Origin of the sequence: Shewanella piezotolerans WP3, assembly GCF_000014885.1 — a bacterium.
In the GTDB taxonomy this organism is placed as follows: Bacteria; Pseudomonadota; Gammaproteobacteria; order Enterobacterales; family Shewanellaceae; genus Shewanella; species Shewanella piezotolerans.
The window spans coordinates 2,232,698-2,250,710 of sequence record NC_011566.1 but is presented as its reverse complement, the minus strand read 5'-3'; the positions used below and the strand labels follow the sequence as shown (position 1 = coordinate 2,250,710).

Genomic DNA, 18,013 nt, shown 5'->3' with positions numbered 1-18,013 from the left:
AGGACTCACCCAAGCGACACACTCGTGCGTCACCAATATTCGCACAGCTATCAGAATGCTGAACATAGCCGATAAATGAGCAAGAAGGGATCTTAAAATGATAGAAGTTAATGAATTAAGAGCACTATGTGGAGATGATGACTCCATGGTGAAAATGCTACTTAGCATTTACTTAGAAGAGTACGGAGAAAGCGATAATATACTCCAAAGTCGCTTCTCCAAAGATGACGTTAATGGTCTATTTCAGATTTCACATGAGCTAAAGGGGATGTTTAGTAATTTATGCGCTAAAGAGGCAATGACATTAGCCCAAACAGTAGAATCAAGATCTCAAGCGGGATCACTGCCCGACCAAAATGATATCAATGCGCTTTGTGGCAAGATAAAAGAGATCAATCAACAGATAGAGGGCATTTTGCAATAGGCCGTATATTGCAGCAAGGGCACTTCACTACGCGCATACTAAAAATCGCCGTATGCGCTTTCGCTATACTAAGTATTTCAGCGAATAATTCTGCGTGGGCAACGAGCTCAAAAGATGAGCTCGATAACCAAGCCGCTCAGCAGCTGCAACAACCTAACCCAACAGGGTCACAAAGGGTATCCAGAGTCATACTGGGGTCAGAGTCACCCGTTCAACCTCAAATTGAATTCCAGCGTAGAGCTGTTATCCCCCAAGTTAATTCTAAAAATTCAAGCAAAAAGCTTTCCATCATTGCTAATAGCCAAGCCACTGAAATAGTAGCAAAGACGGACGTTACAACAATAGTTCCCGCACCTGTACCGATACCCGTAACTCTCAACCGCTACGAAAAGCTACTCACCAATAAAGCACAGCGCTACATAGATAAAAATTGGAATGAAACTACTGGTCTTATCGATTCGGTGCAAGGCTATACACACGCCACCATGTGGGATATAGCCAGTGGAATAGGCGCACTATTAGCCTTAGAAGCACTCAACGTTAGCGATCCGCACGTCACTGACATTAGACTCGCTAAGTTACTCACAACCCTTTATAACTTGCCTTTATATGACGGTAAACTGCCCAATCGACAATACAATACAGTGACAGGGAAGCCCTCTGGACGATATAGCGATACACCTTCTAATGGCAATGGCTGGTCAGCTTTAGATCTTGGTCGCCTGTATATTTGGCTAGCAATTATAGCCCAAAAAAAACCGCACCTCGCAGCCGATGTCGACAACATCAAGCTAAAGTGGCAACTCAATGCCGCTGTGCATAGAAAAACACTGTATGGCACCAAGTTGACCTCAAAGAAAGAGTACTTTCGCCAAGAGGGACGGCTGGGCTATCTGCAATACGCTGCAACGGGTTATCAAATGATGAACTTAGATGTTGCTAATGCATTTAACTGTGATCGATTAAAAGAGATCAATATTGAGGGTATGTCGGTGAAAACCGATGTTCGTAACCTTCCCTTCTTAACTCTTGACCCATTTTTGCTTTACACCATTGAAGTGGGAAGTGAAGCCTCTTGCTGGAACCAGCTAAGCACATTGTTTGAGCTACATAATTTCAAATACAAAACCAATCAAAAATTAACAGCCTACGCAGAAGATTCGCTGAGTAAGTCACCTTGGTTTTTATATAACAATATTTACTACCAAGGCCAAGCGTGGCACAGCGTCTCCCATTCGGGTAAACCCATCGCCGATTCACAAACCTTTAGCAATAAGGCAGCGTTTGCAATGAGCGTCATTTTTCAAAATGAGTACAGCGAGAAACTTGCAACACAGGTCATAACCAATAGTGCCCGCCATAGCGAGATCCCAACTGGGCTTTATCACAATGGAAAAACAAATACCGCCTATAATATAAATACTAACTCGCTGATCTTAGTTAGCCTTTGGTATAAAACCCGCGGTCGAATCGCTATTTGGCAAGATTAATCGAACCGTCACAATAAGTCAGGAACAAAGACCTCGTTAGGGAAGACGCATTTGATAAAGCGCCAAGGATGGACAGTCAGAAAAGTACTATGGATACCAGTCCTAAGTTTCTTTGCTGCTGAAATTTGCGCGAGTGAGCACCAAACCGAAATGGCAAAGCATGCACCGAAACCTGTTGAAACTAAGGTTATAAATAGCTCTGAACCACCAAAAACTGAAGAGTCCTCGACTGCAGATCTCATTTGGAATGGGGTCACAAGCTCTTTCATGCTGCCCTTGGAGACTTGGGATACTGACACCCCTTGGTACAAACGTTGGAGCGCTAGCGTTGCCGTAGGCTACCCATTGGTAGACACCCCTGCAGTTATTCCTGCAAATGCCACTACAGGTCCAAGTAACCAAAACCTTACCGCAAGCTTGTCACTAAAATATTCGATTATTGGCAATTGGTTTATCTCTGCAACCGCCTACCACTATTTTGACAAAGAGCTACAACAAGCCTGGAACCCAGATTTTACCTATGTATTCGGTTACAGTGATTGGCGGCCATATACTTTTAGCCTGTTGTACTCTAATTATGGGGGAAACCGTTTCTCTCCTGAGCCAGGTGGAAAGCATACCGAATTCTCCCAAGGTACCTGGGCTCTAGGCTGGAAATTTCCCATCACCAAACCCTTTATCGATTGGTTTTCCTTTACCGACGAAGGCGCCATGGGCTGTCAACTTGATTACAATTACACGCCAGAGTATTTCGACTTAGCCAGTATCGAATATAAAACCAGCCATCAAACGATAAGTTTAGGCTGCAAATATTCCATCGTCGGTAACTGGTACGTCAATGGAACTGCCTTTTACTACTTAGATAGCAGCCAAAAGCAACCTTGGAATCCAGATTTTACTTACGGTTTTGGATACTTTGATTGGCACCCCGGTACCATAACGATTCAGTACAATAACTATTCTGGTAATCGCTGGAATAGTGCAGATAGAGGAGCAGATACAGGTAGGTTTAAAGATGGTTCGATCAGTATCAGTTACTCTTTTGATTTCTAACCATAACCTTTGAGACACGTTTTATTGACTTAAACGGTTAAGGACTTTTTTCTGACACTTAGGACATTCATAGGAGTGGCGATGAATTTTACAGCCACACTCTGGACAGGGGAGCATTTTCCTATCTTTACTAAGCAGCAAAATAAGCACCCCGATAGGCCCCAAAACATAGCCTAGCAGCGCTCCTGCAACAATATTACCTTTGTAGTATCCAATAACGGTAGAGATCACTAGCATCACAAGATAAAAGCTAAGCCAAAATGTAATGTTACCCATAATTAAAACACAAAGTTTACTGTGAGACTTAACAGATCAACATCCTCTTTTTCACCGTATAACAGCGGCGAGGTGATGAACTGCGCTCGATTACCAGGTTCATGCGAGAAAATAGACTGCATCTCAAAGTTAAGTGAAATTGTCGATGTTGCATCATATCTCAGCCCTAATGTTACGCCTTTGCTCTCACGCAATTCATGGCTCTCAGCGTAAACAAGATAAGGGGTTAAGCCCACATCACTGAATGCGTAAGCCATGCTGGCGTACCAATTGGTTTGCAGTTCATCATATTCAATTTCAGCCATCCATAACCAAGCATCTAAACTGTATTCGGCACCGAGTGTGTATATATCTAATTTCTGAGTTTCAGTCGTTGGCCGTGGAGTATACTTTGCCTGCATAAACCCCGCGTGCACTCGATAATTAAACCCCACTAAATCAACATAAATACCTGCCATATACTCAGTATCGAATTGCAAAATTGCAGAACCTAACTCAACCTCATTGAGTCGTTCAAAGCCATAATATGGTGAGATATGCAGCGACACTTCATCTGATAATTCATAGTCCCAAGCTAAAGAAATACCATCGTAGGAGGTAAATCCTAAAATCGCATCGTAGACCTCCTGTGGTGGTCTCGCCCAAGTATAGGCTTGGCCTACATAATAGAACTCTGACACTAAAAATAGTGGTAAACGCAATCGCCCTGCCCGTACCTCAAAGTCACCAAATTCGTAACCTAGATATGCCCATTCAAGTTCTGGCTCACTCCAGTTATCTTGAGTACGCTTCACCAATTGCGCTGAAGCATCCACCCCCTCAAAGAGAGCAACATCAAGCTGTAACCCAAATATAGTGTCGCAGTCATAGCAGGTCTCATCAGCTATTTCACGATTGACGAATAACGGCGTTTTATTGTCAGTCTTACTGATCGATGTAGAACCAAAACCACTGAGCATGATGTTATCGGTCAGCTCAATGGCAGCTTCGGCATTCGCTACCAATCCCAAGCTTAAGGCTAAAAAAGTATATTGGCGGCTTAATAACATGGCTACTCTCCCTGTGGCACGGTAATTAAGATATTAACTTCTTCAGGAACCGATTCGATCGGCGCATAGGCGATGCCGTTAGGGTTATCGTTCAACCACTTCAGGATCTGCTTAATATCGTCACCATCTAACTCTTCGGGTGGCGAACCTTTTCCCGAAAATGCTAACCCTGCCCAATAACCATTCATTTGTGATACCGATTTACCCAGTAACATGCTGTAAAAGTCTTCACGATGCATCGAGGTTTCAGGCAGATCCACCAGCACAATCTTAAGGCTACCACCGATTTTTTTGGATTTACCACGGTAGAGCATTCTGGCTTTACTTTTACTTAAAGGAGGGAGTTCATTATTAAGGCTAAAGATTGCAAACTCGACCTCGGTGCTGTCGCTTGGATCGGCCTCTAACGCCAATACCGAAGTCGATAAAGAAAGGATTATGATTAAAGCTATAATTTTCACATGAAAAAACAATGCATTACAGTTTAGTCCATTAAACATATAAAAACCCTCAATCCTAGATAGTTTTTTGTACTATGCTGAATATAGTCAAGAGTCATGTAATACACAAGGATATGGCTTGCACGTTCAATTCAAGGAGCAGAAATGAACACATTGAATCGTATTTCAATAAAAACACGGATGTTGGCGCTAGTATTATTGCCATTACTTTTTGTAGCATTTCTGTCTGCGTTAGAGATCCGAAAACAAACCAACAATGTCCGTGCGCTTAATACGCTTAATAGCAAAGTCACTTTCCTTGAATCATTTTCTGCACTTAATATCAAAATCAATCAAGCCAGAGAAGGCTTATATGCGCAGGGGCACTCTTTTGTATTAGCCGACTTTACCCCCATTGTTGCCGAATTCCCAACCTTGCTACCAAAAGCCTTTACAGCAAAAAATTTGCAGGACATTCAAGCTTGGTTTAACAGCACAAAAGAGGCGTTAACAGAATCGCCAGACCTCAGCAATGACAGCGTGGTGGATTGGTCAACTTGGATGAGTGAGTTGCAATCTCAGGCGCTTGTTGTACTAGAGAAAGATAAACTCGATGTCCCCGAACAAATAAACCAAAACCTCACTATTTTATATCAGCTGCAATGGTTATCGCTTTGGTCTACGGAAGAGAAGTGGCTGATTAATCAGCTTCTCAGTAATAAAAATGATACCGAGCTCCTAAATCAATTAAACATAAGCGCTGAGAGGCAACAGCTCTATGTCGAGCGTTTCATCAATATCAATGCTAAGCCAGAACAGGTCGACCTATTACTGAGCACATTTTCAGATAAAGCCTTCGAACAAAGCTATCAACTACGTAGCCATATTTTGCATCAGGACGTATTAGTTGAAAGCCCAGAGGAAAACCTTGCTGCTTTTAGTCAAAGGCTCAGTCTAATTCAATTTGTAGTGACCACATTCTCAGATCAACTGACCAGCAAAATTCACAGTGAAATTGCTCAGTCAAAAAATCTTATTATCGTTTTTTGTGCGGGACTCTTCGCCTCACTACTGATCATCGGAACTATAGGAGCAAACCTCTATCGACGTATTCTTAATTACCTACAACACGTCATTAAGACCATGTCAAAAATTGAGGAGACCCATGATTATTCAAATAAGATAAATGAAAATGGTAAAGATGAGCTCAGCTTATTCTCTAAAAAACTCAACAATCTTATTCACGAGCGTTACCTCAATGATGAGAAAATATTACGAGCCAAATCTGATGCAGAGAAAGCTAACTTCGCCAAGAGCTCTTTCTTAGCAAATATGTCCCATGAGATTAGAACACCTCTAAATGGTATTATTGGTATGTCAGAGATTTTGGCAGGAACTAAGCTGACTCCGGTGCAAACTGAATATTTGCAGACCATTGAAACCTCTTCACACACCTTGTTGTTATTAATCAATGATATTTTAGACCTATCTAAAATTGAGTCTGGTAACTTGTCCATCGCCAACACAGATACCAACATTGCCGAAGTCGTTTATGACACGCTCACTATGGTGCTTGCCAAAGTCGTTGAGAAAGATCTCGATCTACAAATTGATATCCCCACCGATACAGCTTATCTGGTATCACTCGACGAACATCGCATGCGACAAGTATTGATGAACCTGCTATCCAACGCCGTTAAGTTCACCAATAAAGGCTTTATCAAAGTGGCTATAACCAGCCAATTTGATGAAAAGCCTTATGCCAACATGCAGATAAAAGTCTTTGACAGCGGTATCGGCATCGCCGAAGACAAGCAGCAACAAATTTTCTCCCCTTTTACTCAAGAAGATGGCTCTATTACTCGAGAATTTGGCGGTACTGGTCTAGGGCTCTCAATCTGCAAACAATTAGTGGGTCTAATGGGGGGAGATATAAAAATCACCTCAGAAAAAGGCAAAGGCAGTTGCTTCTCTGTTGAACTTAAAGCGCGGATAATTGCGCAAGAAGCGCCCCTAAACGATGAATTCAAACACCTAACAGCGGCGCTCATTTCAGCCGATAATCAGATCACCGACACCATTGAAGAAACCTGTATCAGACAAGGGTTTAAGCTTAATTATCGCTATCAATCTTGCTTCGATCTGCTGCAAGATAAACAGAAATTTGACCTACTGTTCGTCGATAACTCCTCCATCACCAGAGATGCACTTGCGACCCTGCCAGAGTTACTGTCCGAGCAAGATATTTTTACTATCGCGATAAATACCCCGTCAGAGCAGAGAACGCTCGATAATATTGATTCGACAGTTACCTTGCCATTACTTGGCAGACGCTTTAATAATGCTATTCGTAACGGCATAGAGAACAGAGCACTTAGAAACGAACAACCTTCAGAGCAAGCGCAGAGCGACAATGACAATGCAAAAGTCACCGTAAAAGTGGTCATTCTTATTGTCGAAGACAATTTAGTGAATCAAAAAGTCGCTTCACTGCTGGTCAAGCAGGCTGGCTTTGACTTTATTATTGCCAATAACGGGCTCGAAGCCTATGAATACATCAGCAAAGGCGAAGTGATCAGCGCCATCCTTATGGATTGCATGATGCCGGTAATGGATGGCTTTACCGCAACGGCGAAAATTAGAGCTTGGGAAAAGCAACACTCAGAGCAGCGCCTACCAATCATTGCGCTTACAGCCAGTGTGTTAGACCAAGATATAGAGAAGTGCTATGAATCAGGCATGGACGATTACTTGGCTAAACCCTTTAAAAAAGATGTATTGCTCGATAAGCTTAAGCAAGTATCTAGGCTTGCCAGCTAAAATTTCTCGTAATGGTCTATGCTTCCTGAATCGGCGCTCGTTAAACGATTACCGTCCATAATTTAATTTCAGGTAAAGCGATAAGCCTGTCAATTGGCCAATAGCCTTTACGGACTCAAACCTAAACTTGCATCTCACAGGTTAATAGGTTGAAATAACAGCAATATGAATGAATTTAGTGATGTTATTGCACAAGGGTATTGGTGGATCTCTTTGCTTGGTGGTCTTCACTGCCTAGGCCTAGGTTTATACATCCGTTATATCTATCATGAGAAAAATGGTAACCATAAGATTTTAGGTAGTATCTTTAGCCTAATGGCACTTTATTTTTTTACAGGCCTACTCACTAAAGAAAATGCGCCCGCTCCGATACATTTTATCTTCCTCTTAATCATCCCAGTCTATTTTCTGTTGATGCCGATGCTTTACCTGTATTGCTATCGAAGCTTGCATGATGCGAGAACCCCGATTGGTTTTTCACCTCACTTCTACCCTTCGTTAATCGTCGCAATTACCGTACTCAGTACTGCAATTTACCGTGTAATAAAACAGGAACAACTTCCAGAAATATCCCTAAGTACCGCTCCAGCATTGAGCCATCTGAGTTTGCTTGGCGCCACTCTGCCAGGGTTACTATTTTTGCAAACTACACTCTATTTTTTCTTTTTATTAAAAATGCTCAGCCATTATCCAGGGCGCACCTCTCGGTTACATCAAGAGAGCCTGAAGGACATTAAGTTCAGATGGTTACTGGTGCTGACATTAGCGTTATTGAGCAATTGGATTATCAGAGCTGTACTGGTCATTTTACCCTTTTACTTGGGGGAGCAGTTTATAAGCATCAATCATGCTGCAACAAAACTGGTACTGCTACTCACTATTTATATCCTTGCTATTTACGGCTTAAAACAGATCACCTACGCTGCATTTTTACGCGGTAAATTAACCCGTCCCACTGAAAAATCGCCCATGAAAGCCAGCCAGCAACTGCTCAGCTCAGAAGAGCTCGCTTACTTACAAAAACTGATGCAAGACGAAAAAAAATAATGTTGTAACTCGCCTTATATCATGGATTTTGCGCCCCTAATTGCGCTAGTGTACTCAGGCTATCTCATTATAAATATACAAAAATACCTTGAAGGGTAGGAACTACAACATGGACAGATTGAACAAGCTAACTCTGCTTGCTACCGCAATGACCGCATTGCTTGGCACGAGTATGGCCACCTCAGCAGCAGAAAGAACTCACGATATTATTATTGATGACTTTTTCGATATTGGCGGCATGAGTGCTGTCACGCTCAGCCCGAATGGAAAAAAAGCCGTGTGGCTTGAGTCTCGCTGGGATAAAGAGCTTGATAAAAGCCAGCGCGACCTGTGGCTCGTCGACACTAAATCTCGTCAAACAAAGCGAATGACGTTTACCAACGAGAGTGAATCAAGCCCACAATGGAGCCCTAACGGCGAGTATGTTTATTATTTGGGGAAGATAAAACAGCCTGATGCAAAAGCGCCTTATAATGGAAAAACTCAGGTATTCCGAATCTCCATCAGCAGTGGCGATAGCCAACCTATGACGAAAGAGAAGGAAGGTGTTAGCAGCTTTGAGCTTAGTCATGATGGAAAAAGTCTATACTTTTTAGCCAATAAAACCGTAAAAGATACCGATGAATGGGCATCAATGCGAGCTAGCCATAGCGCTCCCAAATATGGTCATGGAGAGCGTAAAACTAACCCGCTTTACCAACTTGATCTAGAGCACTTTAAACAGCAATTGCTGCTCGATGACGACAAAGTCGTTTGGGAATTTAAGGTGAATAATGATGGCAGTAAAATTGCCCGTATCACCACCACAGATAACGAATTGGTATTCTTAGAGGGTTGGTCTGACGTTGAAGTCTTTAATACTCAAACCAAACAAAATGAAGTACTTGCAGATAAGCAGTGGCGCGAAAAAGCCCCTTCACCTTATGGCTGGTTACTCGGATTAGCTTGGCAAGAAAATAATACCGAACTGGCATTTAGAATCGATTTTGACGGCCACCCGGGTAAGTTATTCATCAACAATACCAAAGCTGCCGATAAACCTTCACTTGAAGTATCACGCCCAGAGATGGTCACTCTCACAGCAAGCGATCTCACTTGGCGTCCAAATAGCGATGAAATTTGTTACCGCGGCGCCGATCACGCTCGGGTCAAACTGTTCTGTACTGAAATTGAAGACGGCGAACAGGGGGATACCCGTACAGTCATCCCTGGCGACACTGTCATTGGTAGCTTTAGCTTTAGTCAAAATGGAGAGTCGGTTGCATTTAGCCATAACGGTTTAGATCACTTCTACGACATGTTTATTGCTGATGCCGATAGCAACCGAGCTAAACCTACACGCTTAAGCAATATCAACCCACAAGTTGATAGCTGGAAACTGCCTCAGGTGTCTGTTGTAAAATGGACTGCTCCTGATGGCACTACTGTTGAGGGAATCTTGGACCTACCCGCTGGCTATAAAAAAGAGGATGGTCCACTGCCATTAATAGTGCAGATCCATGGCGGGCCAACATCCGCAACTCCCTACGCCCTGCAACACAGATCATATGGTCGCTCTACCTTTACCGCAAAGGGTTGGGCATTACTATCACCAAACTATCGCGGCTCTACCGGTTATGGTGATAAATTCTTAACAGATCTTGTTGGACGTGAGCACGATATCGAAGTCAAAGATATCATTGCCGGTGTCGATCAACTTATAGCCGACGGCATTGTCGATGCTGACAAAATGGCTGTCATGGGATGGAGTAATGGTGGCTACCTCACTAATGCATTGATCAGTACTACTGAGCGCTTCAAAGCAGCAAGTTCCGGCGCGGGAGTCTTTGATCAACGTCTGCAGTGGATGTTAGAGGACACTCCTGGCCACGTAGTTAACTTCATGGAAGGCCTGCCTTGGGAAAAACCTGATGCCTATACCCACGGTTCTTCACTTAGCCATGCGGATAAGATCAAAACTCCGACACTTATCCATATTGGTGAAGGCGATCAACGCGTACCACTTGGACATGCTCAAGGCCTATATCGCGCACTTAAGCACTACTTAGACGTACCTGTTGAGCTTGTGGTTTATCCTGGTGAAGGCCATGGTTTAAGCAAGTATCAACACCGTAAAGCCAAAATGGAATGGGATCAGAAGTGGTTCGAACATTATGTGTTAGGTAAACCTGTCGAATAGCCTTGTCTGCGACATCAATAAAAGCGCCTCAATAGGCGCTTTTATTTTGTCTTTTTAATGAGATATAAATCGATACAAAAAGCCATTCATTTTCGGTTCAGAATGGGTATGCTAAGGTCTAGTCCAGTTTGCTAGATAAGGATAGTTACATGACAAGCTCAATCAAACGCCTCACCGCCAGCATATGTTTATTCGCCAGCATGTTAATCGCGCCGCAAGCGCTTGCAGAAGATGGCTATAGCCAAGCAAAAAGCACCTTTAAGCAAGCAAAGCAAACTCATAAATTTTTTGACTCTGCCTATGGCTACGCTCTTTTTCCTACGGTCGGCAAAGGCGGGATTGGAATTGGTGCAGCGTACGGTAAAGGCCGAGTTTACCGCGGTGGCAGCTATAAGGGTGACACAAGCCTAACGCAGGTATCTTTTGGTTTTCAGCTTGGTGGCCAAGCCTATAGTGAAATAATTTTCTTTAAAGATGAGGCTGCGTACAAAGACTTTACCAGTGGCAGCTTTGAGTTTGGTGCCCAAGCATCAGCTGTCGCCATCAACATTGGTGCCAACGCACAGGCCGGTACAACGGGTAACTCTGCAGGCGCAGGCAAAACAGCCGCTAAGGCAGCTTATATCAATGGTATGGCAGTATTTACTGTAGCAAAAGGTGGCTTGATGTTTGAAGCAGCATTAGCAGGCCAATCTTTTACCTTTGAAGAAAAGTAAGCGGACCTCATCTTTGTACTAAATAGCCCAGTGATGACTAATATCACTGGGCTTTATTTTTAACTGACTGCAATATTTGTTACTTATGACCCCAAGGTACTGGCGGTAACGCAACAGGCTTATTCAAGTCGAAATCAACTCTGAAATCACGATTCTCTCGGGTTAAACGGTAAGTAAACTCTTGCGGTTTAACATACATATGCCACACATTAGTGATAGACACATCTAGGCCGTTCTCTCTGAAGTTATTAATCGAGTAAGCATCTACAGGGAAAGACTGCTCTGTCGCGCTGCCCATATCTGCGGTCATACCGCCATACATAGTCACTTTATCTTCACTGCCATCTTTATGGCGATGATCGTGAGCGAGATGCAGCCCATATTGCGTCTTAGTGATCACCCAAGTTCGAGAATGATCATCACCGACATGAAATGGCACTTTAAGCACAGTGTCACTGCATTCGCGTACATGCATAATCAATTTTTTGCCATTGAACGCAGAGTCCGCGCTATTGCCTGCCGTCACCGTGCCTTGAAACGCTTTACCACAATGAGCGGCTAAGTTATCAAAAAATGCCGTTTGTTCTGAAGTGACAGCCATCGCTGGCAGCGACAAGGCACTGACTGTTAGCAGCGCAATTTGTGAGTATTTTGTTGTTTTCATTATTATCTCCGATGATTTGTGACTAACCCTATCACAAAGAGATAAATTTTAACTTAAGAGCTCAACGCTCGGCAGGAGTAAAAAATCCCCTCAGCGAAAAAGTACTGAGGGGGAAACTTACAGGATGATATGAATTAAACTTTCTCCACTCGAACTGGGATCCCATGACGGCAATTGGCGCCGGTCCAGTAGTCATTGAGCATACTGGCACTTTGCTTACCGATAGGATCTGCATTAGAAGCCATTTGGTTAAAATGCTTAGGAGCAGAAAAGCCCCCTCAGCCAAATAGAATACTGAGGGGAAAATTGATCGCAGGAGAGCTAAACCTTCTCCACTCGAACTGGGATCCCATGACGACAATTAGTGCCGGTCCAGTAGTCATTGAGCATACTGGCACTTTGCTTACCGATAGGATCTGCATTGGAAGCCATTTGGTTAAAATGCTTAAGAGCAGAAAAGCCCCCTCAGCCAAATAGAATACTGAGGGGAAAATTGATAGCAGGAGAGCTAAACCTTCTCAACTCGGACTGGGATCCCATGACGGCAATTGGCGCCGGTCCAGTAGTCATTGAGCATACTGGCACTTTGCTTACGAGTGGGATCAGATGGGATCATCTGATTGATCGCAACGCCGCCAGCTCGCTCTTTGAGCCCAGCAAGCTTCTCTCCATTAATGACTCTATCGTCACCACCAAACCCCTTTGAGTGACCAAAGCCATGCGAGACACATACCGCACCTTTGGCCACACCAAAATCGGTTTGCAACACCCCCTCAGCAGGTTTGCCATTAGCGGTCACTAATCTCACGCTATCGCCATCAGTTAGATTCTGCGCTTTTGCTGTTTCTGTGTGCATATAAACAAAGTTGGTCGGACTGATTTCAGCTATACGCTTATAGGCAACCGCATAGTTCGATCTCACCGTTGCTTTGTAACTTGAAAATAGCAATGGATATTCAGCTTCTGGCCAATGGCTGTCCCAGCTATCTCCATTCCAGAAGCGATGCTCACTGTAAGTGATCGTTCCAGGATAATGCTCACCTGAATAAGCATGGCGAAGTTGTGCTACTGCCTCATGGTAAATTTGCAAACATTTAGCACCAGCCCCTTTGATGAAGTCACCGTCATAACGTTCATCAGCCACATAATAGCCGCCACGAGATAATAAGGCTTCAACCTCGACAGCCTCAGTCGTCGTCAACCTTGGCGTTAAAGGCTTCATTGCATAATCTAGCCCTGCCCACTTTCTATCTTCAGCAGTTACTTGTGGTAAGTTCTCACATTGAGCAGCCACATTAGCAAGGTATTTAGCATGCCAATCTTCGAAACAAAGTAGATCAGCCTTGGCACCACTTTCGTGTGTTATTGCTCCTTTACCAAAGCCTGGCAGCTGCATCTCCAAAGCAATATCAACCAGCAGTTGCTCCATACAAACATGTTGGCCAGCCTCTGTTTTCACCGTTCGCGGCGTCACCAGTGGCGCAGCAGCAACAACGCCTAGCATGTGTGACCCCCACATACGGTCGGCGGCATACTCTTCCAGCATTGAGCGATCAGGAATAAAGTAATCGGCATAGCGATTGGTCTCATTCATATGACAATCGATGCCAATAATTAATGGCAGACGCTTTGGATCGGCAATGCTCGCGACCACCTCTTGGCTGATTGAAGCGGCACTATAAAGGAAATTATTACGCCAATTGAATAACACTTTAGCTTGATACGGATCGTTATTGGCATGGCTAGTCCACTGCTCTGCAGCATTCATCGCTGGCAGTACTTCATGCCACGGCGTGCTAGCTGGATATGGATTTTCGCCTGTCGCCACTTTTTGCTTATATTCCGTCGATGATTCATAAGCACCATCACGACATGCATTAACCACCCCATCAAGGTTAACGCCATTGCCAATATCAGCTAAATCGTAGCGCCCCTCCATGCCACCAATCGGTCCATTACCATAAATAGCGCCACCTTTAGCGTCATGGCTACCGACTAAGGTATTTAAAGTCGCCCAGATCCAACCCATTACAAAACCATCTGATGAGTTAGTGCCGCCATTTCCAGCCACACAAGCCTTACGGCCAAATTGACCTAAGTCCTTTGCCACTTGGCGCATATCTGCAACTGCAATGCCCGATTTAGCGGCATACTCTTGCATGCTAGTACGTTGCGCTTCCTCTCTAAGCAAATACAACGATGAGGCTAATTTTACCTTGCGTCCGGCTTTGTTCTTAAGGGTTTGACTAACAAACAGCTCCGCCTTATCACCTTTATTAACCGAGACAAACTCTTGGCTACCCGCTTTAATAATGATTGCTTCATCACCACCTAAGCCAAAGTCTTTAGCTTTGGCAAAGCGACGAGATTGCGGATGTTTCGCATCCACAATCACTAAGTGGCCAGCATTAGTGTAGTTTAACTCCCCGGCAGCTTTAGCCGCTTTTTCACTGGCACCTTCAAGGTGAGTTTTATTAAACCAACCCTCTTCCAACATAGTGCGAATAACACCAAAAGAGAATGCTGCATCTTGTCCGGGTTTAACTGCCAACCAAGTCGCATTCGTATCTGCCGCTACAGTAGTTCGAAGCAGTGGGTCAACACACACATACTTGAGCTTTCTATCGACTCGGCTATCTGCAAGGCCACGACCAACGCGGTTTAAGCTCGCGCCAGAAGAGCCAGGGCTGGTACCCATGAACAGACCATATTCGACATTTTCCCAATCAACATCATTGAGCCACTCTTCAAAACCTGCCGCCATACCCAAACTGTAACCCGTTGCTTGAGCAGCGCCACAATAGGCATGCTTAGTGCCTAAATTACTTGTGCCCCATGATTGCTGCATAAAGCGAGCGTAAAAGCTGCCACGTAACGTGTCTTCTGCACAATAAGTGGCAAACAGATGGTTAGCAGCAGAACCAAATTCAGGGAAACCCGGTTTTACTGGTTTATCGAGTTGACGCAGACTGCGTAATCCTTCGACATGCCCTTCGCCAAATAGATCGCCACCGTCCAATATCTCTTTTAATGCTTGCTCGTAACTAATGGTGACCCATTTACCGTCCCCACGTTTACCGTCGCGTTTAAGTACTTGGGTTACACGGCGTTCATCATCGACAGAGTCAGCACAACTAGCACCTTTCGCACAAGTTGTTGCGCGGTTTTCAAGCCCTTTTTCACCCGCTAAAGCGATATAACTTTGCTTTACGCTAGTATCTATTGCTAACGGTGAACCCGAGTTATTTTCACAGTAAGGGTTCCCGCCAACTTTCAAAACTTTGTCATTTTTCTCATCTATACGCACCCGCAAGCCACAAATGTTGTAGCAGCTAAAGCAGCGTGAATATGCGGTACGAACACCAGCAGTTTGTTGCCACTCACCATTCACATCTTGCTGACACTCAGGCGGGATCGGATGGCCGAACCTGCTCACATCTTGGCTACGTGTAGGATGTATCGAGTCGGACTTATCACTACAGCCAACAGTTGCCGCAGTAACAGAAACAATGCCTGCCTGCGTTAAAAATTTACGTCTATCCATTACCAGCTCCTAGCGTTGCCATTCGAGGAAGTTAAGTGACAAGATTTGTTTGTCTTGCGGCTGTTCAGGCAAGCCGATATAGAAGATATTTGGTTTTGTGCCCTCTGCTGCCAACATGGCATATACCTTATTATCAGCAACCAGTTTTGAGACGGCGCTATTGGGATCGTTTAAATCACCAAAGCTGCGTGCCTCGCCAATACAGGTTTCAACACAGGCAGGCAGCAGACCCGCTGACACACGATGAATACAGAAATTACATTTTTCAGGAGGAGTCTCTAAGCTTTCATCTTTACGTCTTGCCCCATATGGACAAGCATCGACACATAACTGGCAATGAATACACTCGTCATGATCGATCACCACAATGCCATCTTCTTCGCGTTTGTAAGTTGCCTCAGCAGGGCAGACATCGACACAAGGAGGGTTATCACATTGATTACATTGATTAGGTACAGCAAGAGTAGCCAAACCAGAGCTGGTTTCGAGTGCTGCTTGGTTGACACGCGTTCGACAACGGCCTGCCTCAGTTTGATTTTCCATTGCACAGGACACAGTACAAGATAGACAGCCTGTGCAACGGCGAACATCAAACACCATAGCCAATCTTTTTCCAGCGGTCTTAGCTTGAAGTTGCGCGCTAGGGATGAGAGTCAACATTGCTCCACCAGCGGCCATTTTTAATATGGATCGTCTATCCAACATATTCTTTCCTTATTGTGAATGCAGTAATTAATACTCATAACACTTATAAAAATCTATTTTTAAAATACACTTAAAAATATAAATATATAAACAAAGGAACAATTAAAGCTGCAAATATCAAATAATGGTCACAATAGAAAAATAATTTAATATTTAATGAAATTAATTCTAGAGATAGTTTTAGGAGAAAGTTCACATTGTAAAAATAATTTTATTTTTGATGAAATTAAATCTATAGATAGGTTTAAGGCAAGCTTCACATGACAAAAACACCGACTTAGACCTATATCACGGTTTTTCAAACACCAAGAAATAAAAGCAGTAAACCCATAACTATCAAGGCGTTGCGAGGTGGTTGATTCGAGAGCGACATAGTGCTGACGTACAAGTTAATAACAACCCACGGCTGAATTAACTCCTCAGAGTAAATATCAATATTTGATATTTGCAAATATTAATATGTAAAACACGAGAGCTAAATCATAAATATAAAAACAAGCTTTTAAAAAGTGTGACTTATAACACTGAATATCACAACTCTTATATAGATTATATAAACCATATAAAACACAGGTGATTTATCCATGAACAAAATAGACCAATTAAATTACAATCAATTAAAAGTATTTATTGCAATATATGAACATGGTCAAAGTCACCAAGCTGCAAATGAGTTAGGTATGACCGCTTCAGGAGTTAGCAGAACTTTAAAAATACTAAGAGATATATTTAAAGATTCTCTCTTTATAAGGCGTTGTTCTGGTTTTGTCGCTACCGAGAAAACCCACCAACTTATTCCTATGGCAAAAAGCCTTGTAGAACAGTATCAAAAAATTGAGATGCAGCATTCTGTATTTACCCCTGCGGAATCAGGAGGACAGTTTGTCATCCATGCCTATGATGAATTTGTTTATGCGGTACAGAAAGTCGTTCGCGATGACATTCAAAAAGAAGCACCCAATCTTAGGTTTGATGTTCGCGTTCTGACTCATGATTGTTCCACAGAGCTTGCCAATGGAGATATGGACTTTGTAGTCGTTTACGAAGGGTTTAATGGCAAGAACCTTAATTATGAAATGTTCTCTGAGACAGACAGCCTGTATATCTTGGCCCAGCGTGATCACCCTATTTTCCATCAAGCTATTACACTTGAAAACCTTTCCCGCTACACCTGCTTAGAGATCGATAACTACGACGATCTCGCCTGTCCACTTTTGGTCAACTTATGTCGTGAGCAAGATCTATGCATGGAAGTGGAAGGTTACACCGACAGCCTAGCATCAGCAATGCGCTTACTCAGCGAGACCGATGCCATCACACTCAGCTGCAACCAGTTTACACGTCAATTTGTCGATATGTTACCCGGCATTGACTACATCAAATTACCCGAAGAGCTAGCACAAAAATGCCGTATACGACGGCGTGAAAACCGCGAAATTGGCAACTATGTGCTGTTCGGAGACACCAATCATTCGGCCGCATTCAACTGGGTCAAATCTAAATTAATTTGCGGGCTAGAAAGAGAATGGCGTATCGCCAGTGAAGCCTAGCGTTATATCAATAGGAGAAGTCAGAAGCCAGGTCGATGAGAGACCTTATTCTGCAG

The 18,013-nt window shown here is 43.5% G+C and carries 14 protein-coding genes; 8 read left to right on the top strand and 6 right to left on the bottom strand.

Annotated elements, in window-relative coordinates; translation table 11 throughout:
* Positions 1 to 97: 97 nt before the first annotated feature.
* The 3 genes from SWP_RS09630 (at position 98) to SWP_RS09620 (ending at position 2,967) form a co-directional block, all read left to right on the top strand.
* A complete protein-coding gene (locus SWP_RS09630; RefSeq protein ID WP_020912273.1) occupies positions 98 to 424 on the top strand; it encodes an Hpt domain-containing protein in 327 nt (108 codons plus the stop codon).
* Entirely contained in the window at positions 373 to 1,914 is a 1,542-nt protein-coding gene (locus tag SWP_RS09625; RefSeq protein ID WP_228371127.1) for a DUF3131 domain-containing protein, read from the top strand. The genes SWP_RS09630 and SWP_RS09625 overlap by 52 nt, the downstream gene beginning before the upstream one ends.
* Before the next feature lie 150 nt (positions 1,915 to 2,064).
* A complete protein-coding gene (locus SWP_RS09620; RefSeq protein ID WP_187148549.1) occupies positions 2,065 to 2,967 on the top strand; it encodes a hypothetical protein in 903 nt (300 codons plus the stop codon).
* A 21-nt stretch (positions 2,968 to 2,988) separates the two neighbouring features.
* On the opposite strand, the gene SWP_RS09615 is transcribed toward SWP_RS09620, so the two are convergent.
* From SWP_RS09615 to SWP_RS09605, 3 genes are read right to left on the bottom strand one after another with little or no spacing between them, the layout of a single operon-like run.
* The gene (locus SWP_RS09615; protein ID WP_020912270.1) at positions 2,989 to 3,243 is read right to left on the bottom strand and encodes a hypothetical protein; all 255 of its coding nucleotides are present in this window, start codon (positions 3,241 to 3,243) and stop codon (positions 2,989 to 2,991) included.
* Positions 3,244 to 3,245: 2 nt separating this feature from the next.
* A complete protein-coding gene (locus SWP_RS09610; protein ID WP_020912269.1) occupies positions 3,246 to 4,292 on the bottom strand; it encodes a hypothetical protein in 1,047 nt (348 codons plus the stop codon).
* A gap of 2 nt (positions 4,293 to 4,294) precedes the next feature.
* Complete coding sequence (locus SWP_RS09605; protein ID WP_020912268.1) at positions 4,295 to 4,792, bottom strand: hypothetical protein; 498 nt, start codon at positions 4,790 to 4,792, stop codon at positions 4,295 to 4,297.
* Between the two features lie 105 nt (positions 4,793 to 4,897).
* Here SWP_RS09605 and SWP_RS09600 point away from each other — a divergent pair, with 105 nt between their 5' ends.
* The 4 genes from SWP_RS09600 to SWP_RS09585 all read left to right on the top strand — a co-directional run bounded on the left by SWP_RS09600 (position 4,898) and on the right by SWP_RS09585 (position 11,494).
* Positions 4,898 to 7,552 carry an ATP-binding protein gene (locus SWP_RS09600; protein ID WP_020912267.1) on the top strand — a complete coding sequence of 885 codons (2,655 nt, stop codon included), beginning with the start codon at positions 4,898 to 4,900 and terminating at the stop codon, positions 7,550 to 7,552.
* Between the two features lie 165 nt (positions 7,553 to 7,717).
* A complete protein-coding gene (locus SWP_RS09595) occupies positions 7,718 to 8,599 on the top strand; it encodes a hypothetical protein (protein WP_020912266.1) in 882 nt (293 codons plus the stop codon).
* 109 nt (positions 8,600 to 8,708) lie between these two features.
* Entirely contained in the window at positions 8,709 to 10,778 is a 2,070-nt protein-coding gene (locus tag SWP_RS09590; protein ID WP_020912265.1) for a S9 family peptidase, read from the top strand.
* A 149-nt stretch (positions 10,779 to 10,927) separates the two neighbouring features.
* The gene (locus tag SWP_RS09585; RefSeq protein WP_020912264.1) at positions 10,928 to 11,494 is read left to right on the top strand and encodes a lipid-binding SYLF domain-containing protein; all 567 of its coding nucleotides are present in this window, start codon (positions 10,928 to 10,930) and stop codon (positions 11,492 to 11,494) included.
* A 79-nt stretch (positions 11,495 to 11,573) separates the two neighbouring features.
* On the opposite strand, the gene SWP_RS09580 is transcribed toward SWP_RS09585, so the two are convergent.
* The 3 genes from SWP_RS09580 to SWP_RS09570 all read right to left on the bottom strand — a co-directional run bounded on the left by SWP_RS09580 (position 11,574) and on the right by SWP_RS09570 (position 16,407).
* On the bottom strand, positions 11,574 to 12,158 hold the full coding sequence (locus tag SWP_RS09580) for a hypothetical protein (protein WP_020912263.1): 585 nt from the start codon (positions 12,156 to 12,158) through the stop codon (positions 11,574 to 11,576).
* A 508-nt stretch (positions 12,159 to 12,666) separates the two neighbouring features.
* Positions 12,667 to 15,702: a molybdopterin-dependent oxidoreductase gene (locus SWP_RS09575; RefSeq protein WP_020912259.1), complete on the bottom strand. Its 3,036-nt coding sequence runs from the start codon at positions 15,700 to 15,702 to the stop codon at positions 12,667 to 12,669.
* A gap of 9 nt (positions 15,703 to 15,711) precedes the next feature.
* Complete coding sequence (locus SWP_RS09570; RefSeq protein WP_020912258.1) at positions 15,712 to 16,407, bottom strand: 4Fe-4S dicluster domain-containing protein; 696 nt, start codon at positions 16,405 to 16,407, stop codon at positions 15,712 to 15,714.
* 584 nt (positions 16,408 to 16,991) lie between these two features.
* Between SWP_RS09570 and SWP_RS09565 the strand changes: the two genes are divergently transcribed.
* Complete coding sequence (locus SWP_RS09565) at positions 16,992 to 17,957, top strand: LysR family transcriptional regulator (RefSeq protein WP_044555815.1); 966 nt, start codon at positions 16,992 to 16,994, stop codon at positions 17,955 to 17,957.
* Positions 17,958 to 18,013: the final 56 nt, after the last annotated feature.

What these genes read in the sequence shown, in the direction of transcription:
- SWP_RS09595 (WP_020912266.1), top strand. Translation starts at nt 7,718, where the DNA reads ATGAATGAATTTAGTGATGTTATTGCACAAGGGTATTGGTGGATCTCT.
- SWP_RS09630 (WP_020912273.1), top strand. Translation starts at nt 98, where the DNA reads ATGATAGAAGTTAATGAATTAAGAGCACTATGTGGAGATGATGACTCC.
- SWP_RS09620 (WP_187148549.1), top strand. Translation starts at nt 2,065, where the DNA reads ATGGCAAAGCATGCACCGAAACCTGTTGAAACTAAGGTTATAAATAGC.
- SWP_RS09575 (WP_020912259.1), bottom strand. Translation starts at nt 15,702, where the DNA reads ATGGATAGACGTAAATTTTTAACGCAGGCAGGCATTGTTTCTGTTACT.
- SWP_RS09580 (WP_020912263.1), bottom strand. Translation starts at nt 12,158, where the DNA reads ATGAAAACAACAAAATACTCACAAATTGCGCTGCTAACAGTCAGTGCC.
- SWP_RS09565 (WP_044555815.1), top strand. Translation starts at nt 16,992, where the DNA reads ATGAACAAAATAGACCAATTAAATTACAATCAATTAAAAGTATTTATT.
- SWP_RS09605 (WP_020912268.1), bottom strand. Translation starts at nt 4,792, where the DNA reads ATGTTTAATGGACTAAACTGTAATGCATTGTTTTTTCATGTGAAAATT.
- SWP_RS09610 (WP_020912269.1), bottom strand. Translation starts at nt 4,292, where the DNA reads ATGTTATTAAGCCGCCAATATACTTTTTTAGCCTTAAGCTTGGGATTG.
- SWP_RS09615 (WP_020912270.1), bottom strand. Translation starts at nt 3,243, where the DNA reads ATGGGTAACATTACATTTTGGCTTAGCTTTTATCTTGTGATGCTAGTG.
- SWP_RS09590 (WP_020912265.1), top strand. Translation starts at nt 8,709, where the DNA reads ATGGACAGATTGAACAAGCTAACTCTGCTTGCTACCGCAATGACCGCA.
- SWP_RS09600 (WP_020912267.1), top strand. Translation starts at nt 4,898, where the DNA reads ATGAACACATTGAATCGTATTTCAATAAAAACACGGATGTTGGCGCTA.
- SWP_RS09585 (WP_020912264.1), top strand. Translation starts at nt 10,928, where the DNA reads ATGACAAGCTCAATCAAACGCCTCACCGCCAGCATATGTTTATTCGCC.
- SWP_RS09570 (WP_020912258.1), bottom strand. Translation starts at nt 16,407, where the DNA reads ATGTTGGATAGACGATCCATATTAAAAATGGCCGCTGGTGGAGCAATG.